The organism is Mycobacterium gordonae (genome assembly GCF_002101675.1).
Classification (GTDB): Bacteria; Actinomycetota; Actinomycetes; order Mycobacteriales; family Mycobacteriaceae; genus Mycobacterium; species Mycobacterium gordonae.
Genome location: NZ_LQOY01000081.1, coordinates 107,055 through 120,635 on the forward strand (window position 1 = coordinate 107,055; position 13,581 = coordinate 120,635).

The 13,581-nt window shown below is 66.5% G+C and carries 11 protein-coding genes and 1 pseudogene; 9 read left to right on the forward strand and 3 right to left on the reverse strand.

The genetic code is table 11. The features are described 5' to 3' along the window. The first annotated feature begins 2 nt into the window (after positions 1-2). From AWC08_RS13535 to AWC08_RS13545, 3 genes are read left to right on the forward strand one after another with little or no spacing between them, the layout of a single operon-like run. Complete coding sequence (locus tag AWC08_RS13535; protein WP_065132668.1) at positions 3-1,238, forward strand: cysteine desulfurase; 1,236 nt, start codon at positions 3-5, stop codon at positions 1,236-1,238. Continuing rightward, the gene (gene sufU / locus AWC08_RS13540; protein WP_142283557.1) at positions 1,235-1,702 is read left to right on the forward strand and encodes a Fe-S cluster assembly sulfur transfer protein SufU; all 468 of its coding nucleotides are present in this window, start codon (positions 1,235-1,237) and stop codon (positions 1,700-1,702) included. Before AWC08_RS13535 ends, sufU begins: the two co-directional genes overlap by 4 nt. Continuing rightward, positions 1,699-2,046 (forward strand): metal-sulfur cluster assembly factor, encoded by a 348-nt coding sequence (locus AWC08_RS13545; RefSeq protein WP_065132667.1) that lies wholly within the window; start codon positions 1,699-1,701, stop codon positions 2,044-2,046. The genes sufU and AWC08_RS13545 overlap by 4 nt, the downstream gene beginning before the upstream one ends. A gap of 51 nt (positions 2,047-2,097) precedes the next feature. On the opposite strand, the gene AWC08_RS13550 is transcribed toward AWC08_RS13545, so the two are convergent. From AWC08_RS13550 to AWC08_RS13560, 3 genes are all read right to left on the reverse strand, one after another. Beyond that, positions 2,098-3,936: a PE family protein gene (locus AWC08_RS13550; protein WP_085087872.1), complete on the reverse strand. Its 1,839-nt coding sequence runs from the start codon at positions 3,934-3,936 to the stop codon at positions 2,098-2,100. Between the two features lie 27 nt (positions 3,937-3,963). After that, positions 3,964-5,793, reverse strand: coding sequence for an acyl-CoA dehydrogenase (locus tag AWC08_RS13555; protein ID WP_065132685.1), 1,830 nt, complete (start codon positions 5,791-5,793; stop codon positions 3,964-3,966). A 113-nt stretch (positions 5,794-5,906) separates the two neighbouring features. Next, a complete protein-coding gene (locus AWC08_RS13560) occupies positions 5,907-6,836 on the reverse strand; it encodes a PE family protein (protein WP_065132665.1) in 930 nt (309 codons plus the stop codon). Between the two features lie 294 nt (positions 6,837-7,130). Between AWC08_RS13560 and AWC08_RS13565 the strand changes: the two genes are divergently transcribed. From AWC08_RS13565 to AWC08_RS38200, 6 genes and pseudogenes are all read left to right on the forward strand, one after another. Continuing rightward, positions 7,131-9,098: a heavy metal translocating P-type ATPase gene (locus tag AWC08_RS13565; protein WP_065132664.1), complete on the forward strand. Its 1,968-nt coding sequence runs from the start codon at positions 7,131-7,133 to the stop codon at positions 9,096-9,098. 17 nt (positions 9,099-9,115) lie between these two features. Then, entirely contained in the window at positions 9,116-9,475 is a 360-nt protein-coding gene (locus AWC08_RS13570; RefSeq protein ID WP_065132684.1) for a thioredoxin family protein, read from the forward strand. Positions 9,476-9,518: 43 nt separating this feature from the next. Then, a complete protein-coding gene (trxA, locus tag AWC08_RS13575; RefSeq protein WP_065132663.1) occupies positions 9,519-9,863 on the forward strand; it encodes a thioredoxin in 345 nt (114 codons plus the stop codon). Positions 9,864-9,906: 43 nt separating this feature from the next. Then, positions 9,907-10,734: an enoyl-CoA hydratase gene (locus AWC08_RS13580; RefSeq protein ID WP_263860897.1), complete on the forward strand. Its 828-nt coding sequence runs from the start codon at positions 9,907-9,909 to the stop codon at positions 10,732-10,734. A gap of 22 nt (positions 10,735-10,756) precedes the next feature. After that, the gene (locus tag AWC08_RS13585; protein WP_065132661.1) at positions 10,757-12,385 is read left to right on the forward strand and encodes an ABC-F family ATP-binding cassette domain-containing protein; all 1,629 of its coding nucleotides are present in this window, start codon (positions 10,757-10,759) and stop codon (positions 12,383-12,385) included. Positions 12,386-12,986: 601 nt separating this feature from the next. After that, a pseudogene (locus AWC08_RS38200) lies at positions 12,987-13,427 on the forward strand (Fur family transcriptional regulator); the annotation flags it as partial. Positions 13,428-13,581 lie beyond the last annotated feature (154 nt).

The window sequence follows — 13,581 nt, forward strand, 5'->3', positions numbered from 1 at the left end:
GCATGTTGGACCTCACGGCGATCCGCGCCGATTTCCCGATCCTCAAGCGCATCATGCGCAGCGGAAATCAGTTGGCGTACCTGGATTCCGGAGCGACGTCGCAGCGCCCCCTGCAGGTGCTCGACGCCGAGCGTGAGTTCCTCGTCACTTCTAACGGCGGCGTTCACCGCGGTGCGCACCAGTTGATGGAAGAGGCCACCGACGCCTACGAGCAGGGCCGGGCCGATATCGCCGCGTTCGTCGGAGCCGAGCCCGACGAGCTGGTGTTCACCAAGAACGCCACCGAGTCGTTGAATCTGGCGTCGTATGTGTTGGGCGACAGCCGTTTCGAGGGTGCGGTCGGAGCGGGCGACGTGATCGTCACCACCGAACTCGAGCATCACGCCAACCTGGTGCCCTGGCAGGAACTGGCCCGGCGGACCGGCGCCACCCTCAAATGGTTCGGCGTAACCGAAGACGGTCGCATCGACCTTGACTCGTTGCGGCTTGATGAAAGCGTCAAAGTCGTCGCCTTCAGCCATCACTCGAATGTCACCGGCGCGTTGGCGCCGGTCGGCGAACTGGTTGAGCGGGCCCGGGCCGTCGGCGCCTTCACGGTGCTGGACGCCTGCCAGTCGGTGCCGCACCAGCCGGTCGATTTCCACGCGCTCGGTGTCGACTTCGCCGCCTTCTCCGGGCATAAGATGTTGGGGCCCAACGGGATCGGCGTTCTCTATGTCCGTCGCGACCTGTTGGCCGCCCTGCCTCCGTTTCTTACCGGCGGTTCCATGATCGAGACCGTGACCATGCAGACCTCCAGCTACGCGGCCGCCCCCCAGCGCTTCGAAGCGGGCACTCCGATGACCTCGCAGGTGGTCGGACTGGCTGCTGCCGCCCGCTATCTGAACGCCGTCGGCATGGAAGCCGTTGAGGCGCACGAACGTGAGCTCGTGGCCAAGACCATCGAGGGCCTGTCCGGTATTGAGGGTGTGCGTATCGTCGGGCCCACCTCGATGGAAAACCGGGGATCGCCGGTCTCTTTCATCGTCGATGGCGTGCACGCGCACGACGTCGGGCAGGTGCTCGACGACGAGGGCGTGGCCGTGCGCGTCGGGCACCACTGCGCGTTGCCGCTGCACCGGCGGTTCGGTCTGGCGGCCACCGCCCGGGCGTCCTTCGCGCTGTACAACACCGACGAGGAGGTCGACCGCCTGATAGCGGGCGTGCGACGGTCCCTGGAATTCTTTGGGAGAGAATGACGTTGCGTCTCGAGCAGATGTACCAGGACGTGATCCTGGACCACTACAAGCACCCGCACCACCGCGGGCTGCGAGAACCCTTCGGCGCCGAGGTGTTCCACGTCAACCCGGTTTGTGGTGACGAGGTAACGCTGCGCGTCGCGCTCTCCGAGGACGGCCAGACCGTCGCCGACATCTCCTATGACGGGCAGGGTTGTTCGATCAGCCAGGCGGCGACCTCGGTTCTCACCGAACAGATTATCGGGCAAAGTGTTCCGGACGCGCTCAAGACCATCGACGCCTTCGCCGAGATGGTCTCCTCGCGCGGCAGCGTGCAAGGCGACGAGGAAGTGCTGGGCGACGGAGTAGCGTTCGCCGGAGTGGCCAAGTATCCGGCGCGAGTGAAATGCGCGCTGCTGGGCTGGATGGCGTTTAAGGATGCGCTGGCGCAGGCGCACGCCGGCTACGAGGAGGTTGCACAATGAGCGAAACCACCACGCCTGACGAGCTTTTGCTCGCCGACGTCGAAGAGGCGATGCGCGACGTCGTCGACCCGGAACTGGGCATCAACGTCGTCGACCTCGGCCTTGTTTACGGCCTGAATCTGGAAAAGGGTGATGAGGGAACCGTCGCCCTGGTCGACATGACCCTGACGTCGGCGGCCTGCCCGCTCACCGACGTCATCGAGGACCAGTCGCGGTCGGCGCTGGTGGGCAGCGGCCTGGTCGACGAGCTCAGGATCAACTGGGTCTGGAACCCGCCGTGGGGACCGGACAAGATCACCGAGGACGGCCGAGAGCAGCTGCGCGCCCTCGGCTTCACGGTCTAGGCGGCCGCTGCGCGCCGAGCTTTACCGGCGCACTGTCGCGGTGTGATCTGCCTACGGCGCGCCGTTGGCACCATCGGTGCCGAACAACGCACCACCTGCGCCGCCGCCGCCGCCAGGTCCGTCCGCGCCGGCGGACAAGCCGCCTGACCCGCCGGCGCCGCCGTGCCCGCCTGTCCCGCCGTTGCCTATCAGACGGCTGTTGCCGCCGCTGCCGCCAGCCCCGCCGGCACCGCCGAAATCGAAGCTGTCGCTGCCCGCACCGCCAGCCCCTCCGGTGCCGCCGGAGCCGTACCACCAGCCGCCGTTACCGCCGGCCCCGCCGTTGCCGCCGACGCCGCCAAAGGGGCCGAGGAGGGGGCCGAATATCTGGCCGGCGCCGCCCAGCCCGCCCTCGCCGCCGTTGCCGATCAGCCCGGCGTCGCCACCTGGCCCACCTGCGCCGCCGGCGCCGGCGCCGCCGTCACCACCAACGCCGCCCTGCCCACCTGCGCCACCATCACCGAACAGCACGGCGCGACCTCCGGCGCCGCCGGTGCCTCCGGCACCGCCTTCGCTGCCGTTAGTGGTGCCATCAGCGGCGCCGGTGCCTCCAGTGCCGCCGATCCCGCCGGTTGCACCGGAACCGTACAGCCGCCCGCCGGTGCCGCCAGTGCCGCCAGCGCCGCCGGCGCCGCCGTAGCCGACCGAAACGGTTCCACCGACCCCTTTGCCGGTGCCTCCCATGCCGCCGGCGCCGCCACCGGCGCCCTGACCGATGAGCCCGGCGTTGCCTCCTGCCCCGCCAGTTCCGCCGGCACCGCCGACCCCGGTGCCGGCGCCTATGCCGTCACCGCCGCCTCCACCGTCCCCGCCCACGGCGCCCGAACCGTACAACCACCCGCCGTCCCCGCCGTTCCCGCCGTGGCCGCCGACTCCGCCCAAGGCGCCGACGTTGGAGCCCGTGGTGTCTACCGTGGCACCAGCACCCCCGACTCCGCCGACGGCGCCGTTGCCGATCAGCCCGGCGCTGCCGCCGGCGCCGCCCGCACCGCCGGCTCCGCCGAACAAGTCTCCGGTGGTTGCTCCGCCGTCTCCACCGGCTCCGCCGACACCACCGCTGCCGTACAGCAAACCGCCGTTACCACCGGCACCGCCGGATCCGCCAACGCCGCTGGCCGAGCCCCTACCACCGATACCGCCGGCACCGCCCGCGCCGACGAGCCCCGCCTGCCCGCCCGCGCCGCCGGCACCGCCCGGAGCGCCGGTGGCGACGGGTCCATTGCTGCCGTTGCCGCCCGCGCCGCCGGAGCCCAAGAGCAGCCCACCGCTGCCGCCCCGCCCGCCGGCCTGACCTATCTGTCCGGGTACAGCCTGGCCGCCGTCGCCGCCTCTGCCGCCGCTTCCGATCAAACCGGCGGCCCCACCGGCACCGCCCGGCTGGCCGGTGCCCCCGGAACCCCCGTTTCCACCGTTGCCGTACAGCAGGCCGCCGGGTCCGCCGGGCAGTCCGCTTCCAGCCGGAGCGTTCGCACCGTTGCCGACCAGCGGACGCCCTAGCAGCGTCTGAGTGGGTGCGTTAACTACATCGAGCAGTTGTTGCTCCAAGATCTGCAACTGCGAGGCGTTGGCCGACTCGGCGGTTGCGTACCAGCTGCCCGCGGTGTTCACCAGCTGCTCGAACCGCTGGTGGAACGCTGCCGCCTGCGCGCTGAAGGCCTGGTAGTCCAGCGCGTGACCGGAGAAAACGGCTGCGATCGCCGCCGATATCTCGTCGGCACCCGCGGCCAGCACACCGGTGGTGGATGCTGCCGCCGCAGTGTTGGCCGTCGTTATCGCCGAACCGATTCCACTCAGGTTGATTGCTGTCGCAGTCAGCGCGTCCGGCAGTACCGCCACAAACAACGGGGCCATCTCCGTGCCTCCTCAGCGTGGGAGCGTTCAGAACACTTCTTCGGAAACGCGCATGACCTCGTCGTCGATGTTTTCCAGGACCGCCCGCACGCCGGCCAGCTTTGGCAGCATGTTCTTGGCGAAAAACGCAGAGACGCCGACCTTGCCCTCGTAGAAAGCTTTGTCGGCGGCCGACGGCTCCCCTGCCAGAGCCGCCGCAGCGACGTTCGCCTGCGCCAGTAGCCGCCAGCCGATGAGCAGGTCTCCGACGGCGAGCAGGTAGCGCACCGAGCCGAGACCCACCTTGTAGATGTCGGTGGGATGTTGGGCGGCCGACATCAGGTAGCCCATCAGCGCACCCGTCATGGCGGTGACATCTTCGACCGCAGCCTGCAACAGCTCGGCCTGGTCCTTCAACGACTCGGTGGTGGTCTCGATGGTCTTGTTGATCTGAGTCGTCACGTGCTGCAGGGATTGCCCGTGGTCGCGCACGATCTTGCGGAAGAAGAAGTCCATCGCCTGGATCGCCGTGGTGCCCTCATACAGCGAGTCGATCTTGGAATCGCGGATGTACTGCTCGAGCGGGTAGTCGGTCAGGAAGCCCGACCCGCCCAGCGTCTGCAGCGATTCGGTGAGGACCTCATAGGCCCGCTCGGAGCCGACGCCCTTGACGATGGGCAGCAGCAGATCGTCGACACGGTGCGCCAGGTCGTGGTCTGCTCCCGAAACGTGTTGCGCCACAGCATCGCACTGATGTGCCGCGGCGTACATATACACCGCCCGCAGACCTTCGGCGTACGCCTTCTGCGTCATCAGGCTGCGACGCACATCGGGGTGGTGCATGATCGTGACCCGCGGCGCGGTCTTGTCCGTCATCTGCGTCAGATCAGCGCCCTGCACGCGTTCTTTGGCGTAGGCCAGTGCGTTGAGGTAACCGGTGGACAGGGTCCCGGCTGACTTGACGCCGATCGTCATGCGCGCGTTCTCGATCACGTGGAACATCTGTGCGATGCCGTCGTGGACGCCGCCGACCAGATACCCGACGGCCGGGACGTCGGTGGCGCCGAAGGTCAGCTCGCAGGTGGGGGAGGACTTCAGCCCCATCTTGTGTTCCACGCCGGTGACGTACACCCCGTTGCGTGCGCCGAGTTCTCCGGTGTCCGGGTCGAACAGGAAGTTCGGCACGTAGAACAGGCTCAGGCCCTTGGTGCCCGGTCCGGCACCCTCGGGCCGAGCCAGCACCAGATGGAAGATGTTCTCGGTCGTGTCGCCGACATCGCCACCAGAGATGAAGCGTTTGACGCCCTCGATATGCCAAGTGCCGTCCGGTTGTTCGATAGCCTTGGCGCGGCCCGCGCCCACGTCCGAGCCGGCGTCCGGCTCGGTGAGCACCATCGTGGCCTGCCATCCCCGCTCGACTCCCATTGCGGCCCAACGCTTCTGCTCGTCGTTACCTTCGACGAACAGGGATTGCGCCAGAATCGGACCCAGGTTGAAGAAGCAGACGGACGGGTTGGCGCAGAAAATCATCTCGTTGACGGCCCAGCTGAGCGGCGGCGGCGCGGCCATGCCGCCGATCTCCTCGGCCAGACCCAGGCGCCACCATTCGGCGTCCTTGATCGCCTGCACCGTCTTCACCAATTCCGGTGCGACGCTGATGGAGTGGGTGGCCGGGTCGAAGACTGGGGGGTTGCGGTCGGCGAAGGCGAAGGACTCGGCCACCGGACCTTCGGCCAATCGGGCGGCCTCCGACAGGATGGTGCGGACCGTGTCGTCGTCCAGGTCAGCGTATTTCCCGGTGCCGAGGACGGCGCCTACGTCAAGAACCTCGAATAGGTTGAATTCGAGGTCGCGCACGTTGGCGATGTAGTGCCCCACGGTGGTTCCTTCCACTCAGACTGATCGGCCCGATGATCGGGCACAGTCTTGCTGCTGAGAGAAAACGTACGCAACCGTAACCAGGGAAATACCTCGCTGACCTGCTGCAGATGTCAGCCGTTGGCGCCGTTCTGGCCGAAGAGCAGCCCGCGCATGCCGCCGAGGCCCGGGGTAGCGGTAATAGCGGCGTGACCGCCATTTCCGCCATTGCCTATCAACAGCGCGTTGCCGCCGTTTCCGCCGTTACCCGTTGGCCCTGCGCCATTGCCGCCGTCTCCGCCGTCCCCGAACAAACCGGCCTGGCCGCCAATCCCGCCATTGCTGGTGGCTCCGCCACCTCCGCCGTTGCCGCCGTCGCCGACAAAGAATCCGCCGGCGCCGCCGGCCCCACCGCCGCCGAACGACAATGAGTTGCCGCCCGCGCCGCCGGTTCCAATGAACCAGGCCCGGCCGCCTGCGCCGCCGCCGGCGAAGCCCGCTCCGCCCGCACCGCCGTTGCCCCATAGGTACCCGCCGTTGCCGCCGGCACCGCCGGTTCCGCCCGGCACACCCGTGCCGCCGGCCCCACCACTGCCGAGGAACAGGGCGGACCCACCACTGCCGCCGTTGACCCCGTTTCCGCCATTACCGAACAGAATGCCGCCGCCCTGACCGTTCGGTTTCGCAGCCGTTCCATCGGCGCCATTGCCGATCAGCGGCCGGTCGAAGAGGGCGATAGTCGGCGCATTGATCAGGTCGAGGACCGGCTGCAGCGGGCCGATATTGGTCGCCTCGGCGAGGGCGTACTGCTGCGCACCACCAGCCAGCAGCTGCACGAATTGCTCGTGGAACGCAGCGGCACCGGCACTCAACGTTCGATACGTCTGGGCGTGGGCGCCGAAGATGGCGGCGACGGCGGCCGACACCTCATCGGCCCCGGCGGCCGCGACGGCGGTCGTCTGGGCTGCTGCGGCATTGTTGGCGTCGCTGATCAGAGATCCGACCCGGGCCAGATTGCCCGCCGCTTGGGATACGAATTCGGTATTGGCGACCACGAACGACATCTCGCACCTCCACAGCGACGAGTCGGCGATCCCAGAATCCTATCGCGATTCGGCAACAATGAATCCATTTTGGCAAGCCTTTTTTGGCGAATGTGCAATAGCCCGGTGAAGGTCTCGGGTCCCCGCGCGCGGGGGTGGCAGGTCATCTGCGACGGGCCGAGGTTGCTTCCGTATGTTGAAGTGCCATAAGCCAATTCAATGGCATACCGGAATCAAACCGAGACCTCCGTCGACACCCGCGTCAATAGACTCGGTGCATCCTGACGCACTGTCACCCTTTGTGAGGCCGCCGGAATGACCTTGACCGCCTTCGAAGTGACCGCCCCTGAGGTCTCCTTCGACCGCGTTCGGAACCGCACTGCCCGGGCGACTAGTTGGCGGGCTGCACTGTGGTCGGTGGTGTCGGTGCGGTGGGCGGCCGTTGCGCTGGCGCTGTTCCTGGCCGGGTTGGTGGCTCAGGTCAACGGCGCGCCGATGGCCCTGTGGTGGACGCTTTACCTTGGGTGTTACCTGGCCGGTGGTTGGGGCTCGGCATGGGCAGGCGCGAAGGCACTCCGCAACAAGGCGCTCGACGTCGATCTGCTGATGATCGTCGCGGCCATCGGCGCGGTCGCAATCGGGCAAATCTTCGACGGAGCGCTGCTGATCGTAATTTTCGCGACGTCGGGCGCCCTCGACGAAGTCGCCACCAGGCACACCGCAGACTCGGTGAAAGGCCTGTTGAGTCTCGCGCCCGAGCAGGCCGTGCTCGTTGACGGCGCCGGCAACGAGCGAGTGGTACCCGCCAGTGAGCTGGTGGTGGGCGACCGCGTGGTGGTGCGGCCGGGGGAGCGGATACCCGCCGACGGCGTGGTGCTCTCCGGAGAATCCGACGTTGACCAGTGCTCCATCACGGGGGAATCGGTGCCGGTCGTCAGGGCCGCCGGTGACGACGTGTTCGCCGGCACGGTCAACGGAACAGGTGTGCTTCGGGTGGCCGTCTCCCGCGACTCGTCGCACAGCGTGGTGGCCCGGATCGTGGAGTTGGTGTCCGAGGCATCGGCCACCAAGGCTCAATATCAACTGTTCGTCGAGAAGATCGAACGGCGCTACTCGGTGGCAGTGGTGGCGGCCACCGTCGCGCTCATCGCGATCCCACTGATGCTGGGCGCCGCGTTGCAGCCAGCTCTGTTGCGCGCCATGACTTTCATGATCGTCGCATCACCGTGCGCGGTGGTGCTGGCCACCATGCCGCCACTGCTTTGCGTCATCGCCAACGCCGGCCGGCACGGGATCCTGCTGAAGTCCGCGGCCGTCGTCGAACGATTTGCCGACATCAGCATCGTCGCTTTGGACAAGACCGGCACGCTGACCTGTGGAATGCCGCGGCTGACCGCAGTCGAGGTGCTTCGGCCGGAGCTGATCGACGGGTCGAAGCTATTCGAATTCGCAGCTGCAGCAGAACAATTCAGTGAGCATCCGGTGGGCCGGGCGATTGTCCGGGAAGCGCGCCGGCGCGGTGTCGCCATCCCAGCCGCCGACGACTTCCGCGCGGTGCCGGGCCGCGGCGTTCGCGCTACGGTAGGGCGCGATTTTGTAGAAGTCTGCAGTCCGCAAGGTTTTCGCGGGGTGCTGCCGAGGGAAGTGACAGACCTCGTCGACGCCGGTGCCACTGCCGCTGTCGTCGTCATCAATGGGGTCGCCGCCGGCGTCCTGGGTCTTACCGATGAGATCCGTTGCGACGCAGTGGATTCCGTCGCTGCCCTGACGGAGTTGACGTCAGGGCCCCCGGTGCTGCTGACCGGTGACAATCCCCGCGCGGCTCAACACGTTGTCCGCGACACCGGGATCGTCGACGTACGGGCCGGGCTGCTGCCCGAGCAGAAAGTCGCTGCCGTGCGTGACCTGCAGGCCCGAGGACACCGGGTGCTGGTGGTGGGTGACGGGGTCAACGACGCACCGGCCATGGCCACGGCGTGCGCCTCGATTGCCATGGGCGCCGGCTCTGACCTCGCCCTGCAGACCGCCGACGCGGTGACCGTCTGCGACGAACTGCACACCATCCCGACGATCATCGGGATGGCCCGCCAGGCGCGCCGGGTGGCGACCGCCAACCTCGTCTTCGCCGGCAGCGTCATCGCCGTGCTGGTGCTGTGGGACCTCTTCGGGCAACTGCCGCTACCGCTGGGGGTGGCCGGTCACGAGGGTTCGACGTTGCTCGTTGCGCTCAACGGGATGCGCCTGCTGGGTAACCGAACCTGGCGGTCCGCCGCGGCGGGCTGACGTACGCTCTAGTGCTGATGGACACTGGATCTACGCGGGACCTGACTGCGGCCGATTTCCGGCAGGCGATCCGGGGCAACGAGAACGTGTTTGTCTACTTCTGGGCGCCGTCGTGCACGCCCTGCGAGGTCTTCACGCCCACCTACGAGGCATCGGCGCAGCATTGCCCGGACATCGTGCACGCCAAAGTCAATTCCGCGGTTGAACGGGATTTGGTCGAGACGGCGGGCGTGAAATTGCTGCCCACGCTGATGGCTTTCAAGAGGGGCAAACTGGTATTCAAGCAGCCGGGCATCGCGAATCCGGCGGTCATGGCCGAGTTGGTGAACCAGCTGCGAACGTATCGGCACAAATCAACAACACCCAGCTTGTTGTGAACGGCTGGGGAACAACAACAACCACCTCGGCGTTAGGGCGGATGTGACTACCCAAGACCTCACTGCTGCGCAGTTCAACGAAACCGTCAACGGCAACGATATGGTGCTCGTCGATTTCTGGGCCTCCTGGTGCGGGCCGTGTCGCGCTTTTGCACCCACCTTCAAGGCGGCTTCGGAAAAGCACCCCGACGTGATCTTCGCCAAGGTCGACACCGAGGCCGAACAGGAGTTGGCTGCCGCGGCCCAGATCCGGTCCATTCCCACGCTGATGGCCTTCAAGAAGGGCCAGCTGCTGTTCAATCAGGCCGGCGCGCTGCCGCCAGCGGCGTTGGAGGACCTGGTTCAGCAGCTCAAAGCCTACGAGTTTGAAGAGGCGACCGAGGTCTGAGCGAAACCGCCGCCGGGGTTATGTTCGCGGCCCTGCGCCCGGCCTGCGTTACCGTTTCCAGGTGAGTTTGGTCCTTCTGGAACACCCGCGGCCCGAGATCGCCCTGATCACCCTGAACCGTCCCGAGCGGATGAACTCGATGGCGTTCGACGTCATGGTGCCGCTGAAAGAGGCGCTCGATGAAGTCACCTACGACAATTCGGTGCGTGTGGTGGTGCTCACCGGCGCGGGCCGTGGCTTTTCCTCAGGCGCGGATCACAAGTCCGCCGGGACCGTTCCGCATGTCGAGGACCTCACCCGGCCGACGTACGCGCTGCGGTCCATGGAGCTCCTCGACGAGATCATTTTGAAGCTACGGCGGCTGCACCAACCGGTCATCGCCGCGGTCAACGGCGCCGCCATCGGCGGCGGGCTCTGTCTGGCGCTGGCTGCCGACATCCGGGTGGCCTCCACCAGCGCCTATTTCCGCGCTGCCGGCATCAACAACGGCCTGACCGCCAGCGAACTGGGCCTCAGTTACCTGCTGCCCAGGGCGATCGGCTCCTCGCGCGCATTCGAGATCATGATGACCGGCCGCGACGTCTCCGCCGAAGAGGCCGAGCGGATCGGATTGGTGTCCTGCCAGGTCCCGGGAGCCCAGCTGCTGGACACCTGTTATGCGATTGCGGCGCGCATGGCGGCGTTCTCCCGGCCGGGTATCGAGTTGACCAAACGCACGCTATGGAGTGGACTGGACGCTGGCAGCCTTGAGGGACACATGCAGGCCGAAGGCCTCGGACAGCTTTTCGTCCGTCTGCTCACCTCCAATTTCGAAGAAGCGGTTGCGGCACGCGCAGAGAAGCGCCCGGCGGTATTCACCGACGACAAGTAGCGCCAATGACTAAGGAGCGAATGTGATCACGGCTACGGACCTCGAGGTCCGCGCTGGTGCGCGCATCCTGCTCTCGCCCGACGGTCCCGATCTGCGCGTGCAACCCGGTGACCGAATCGGACTGGTCGGCCGCAACGGCGCGGGCAAGACGACGACGATGCGCATCCTGGCGGGGGAGGGCCAACCGTATGCCGGTTCGGTCTCCCGTAAGGGTGAAATTGGTTATCTGCCACAGGATCCCAAAGAGGGTGACCTCGACGTGCTGGCCCGTGACCGGGTGCTGTCGGCGCGCGGGCTCGACGTGCTGCTCACCGACCTGGAGAAGCAGCAGGCCCTGATGGCCGAGGTCGCCGACGACGACGCGCGCGACCGTGCCATCCGCCGTTACGGCCAGCTCGAGGAGCGGTTCGTCGCGCTCGGCGGTTACGGCGCCGAAAGCGAGGCGGGCCGCATCTGCGCCAGTCTCGGCCTGCCCGACCGTGTGCTGACCCAGCAACTGCGCACCTTGTCCGGCGGCCAGCGCCGTCGGGTCGAACTCGCGCGCATCCTTTTCGCGGCGTCGGACAGCGGCTCCGGATCGTCCACCACGTTGTTGCTCGACGAGCCGACCAACCACCTCGATGCGGATTCGGTTGGCTGGCTTCGGGATTTCCTGCGCTCCCACAGTGGCGGCCTGGTGATCATCAGCCACAACGTCGAACTGCTCGCCGACGTAGTCAACCGGGTGTGGTTCCTCGACGCGGTGCGCGGCGAAGTCGACGTCTACAACATGACCTGGCAGAAGTACCTCGACGCCCGCGCCACCGACGAACAACGCCGCCGCCGGGAACGGGCCAACGCCGAACGTAAGGCCACCGCCCTGCGCAACCAGGCCGCCAAGCTGGGTGCCAAGGCCACCAAAGCTGTTGCGGCGCAGAACATGTTGCGTCGTGCCGACCGGATGATGGCGGCCCTCGACGAAGAGCGGGTCGCCGACAAGGTGGCACGCATCAAGTTCCCGACCCCGGCTCCGTGTGGGCGAACACCGTTGGTGGCCAAGGGGCTGAGCAGGACCTACGGGTCACTCGAGGTGTTCACCGGGCTCGACCTGGCGATCGACCGTGGCTCGCGGGTGGTGGTGCTGGGACTCAACGGCGCCGGCAAGACCACGCTGCTGCGCTTGTTGGCGGGAGTCGAGACGCCCGACACCGGCGGTCTGGAACCCGGACATGGTTTGCGGATCGGCTACTTCGCCCAGGAGCACGACACTCTGGACAATGACGCGACGGTCTGGCAGAACATCCGCCACGCCGCGCCCGAATCCGGCGAACAGGAGCTCCGGGGACTTCTCGGGGCGTTCATGTTCACCGGTCCGCAGCTCGACCAGCCCGCCGGCACGCTGTCCGGTGGCGAGAAAACCCGCCTCGCGTTGGCCGGCCTGGTCGCCTCGACCGCTAACGTGCTGTTGCTCGACGAACCGACCAACAATCTCGACCCCGCCTCGCGGGAACAGGTGCTCGACGCGCTGCGCAGCTATCAGGGCGCGGTGGTACTGGTGACCCACGACCCGGGCGCGGCCGAGGCGCTCGATCCGCAGCGGGTGGTGCTGTTGCCCGACGGCACCGAGGACTACTGGTCAGAGGAATACCGAGACCTCATCGAGTTGGCGTGAGCGTTCGCGGCACCGATTTCCACCAAAGCGGTCTCTGAAAAAGGGGCCCGGCGAGCTCAGGGTGCTGTGGCTCGCGGCGTCCCACGCGCCGAACGGCCGGGGGCGCTTGCCATCTCGATCGAAGATTCGCATTCTATTTCAGCCGAAATGCGCCACTCTGAATGTCAGCCGGTCTAACTTTTAGGCGACATGTGATGCATAGTTTAACGAACATTCTCCGAAAATAGCTTATCCCAAAAACGAAATTTATCCTTAAAGCGATTCTTGGAGGTGGTCTCATACTCGCTTATTTCTTACTGGCGTGGGCTGCTGCGGCCCGCATGATAATCGGCTGTGTTCGCTGTATTGGACACGCTCTCGTCGGCGATACACCCCTGTTGAACTGTACTTTTGCCCTCCGGCCTGAGTGGCGTTTCGGAAATCCGTAAGTTTCGATACCTTTTGAATGTGCCCAGGTTTTTTTGGATGATTCGGTGAACATTCCGAAAACGGATGCATAATTTGAATGATCGCGTAGCGTTCCCGAGAGTCGGCCCTCGGGGAGGCCGGATCACGGTCCTTCCAGAAAGGGGGAAGAGGCTTGGTTCAACCCACACGGGACTTGCATTTCCTGCAAGTATCTCTGGCAGCCGAGTACGCCGAGCGGCTGCGGGCGGCTGGCCTGCGCGTGACCCGTCCGCGAATCGCGGTGCTGAACGCGGTGCATTCAGCACCTCACTCTGAGGCGGACATTGTTATCCGAGCGGTGCATCACTGCCTGCCCGATGTGTCGCGACAGGCTGTCTACGACAGCTTGCATGTGCTGACTTCGGCAGGCCTCCTTCGCCGGGTGCAGCCCGCCGGTTCGGTGGCGCGTTATGAGGCTCGGGTCGGCGACAACCACCATCACATGGTCTGCCGGTCTTGCGGTGCCATTGCAGATGTCGACTGTGCCGTTGGTGCGATGCCCTGCTTGACTGCCTCCAATACCGACGGTTTCGCGCTTGACGAGGCGGAGGTCATCTTCTGGGGTCGATGCCCGAAGTGTTCCGAACAAGACGCGTCGCATGCCCTAGGCGACCGGGAACCCGCGAAATCCTTCCGCGACGAACTTCGTTTCGTGAGCGATGCGCCGCCGGTGCCGCCACGCGACGGCCTCCCCGTACAAGCGCCAGCGACGCAACCGGGGCAGTGGGGTTCGACGTCGTTGGGGAATA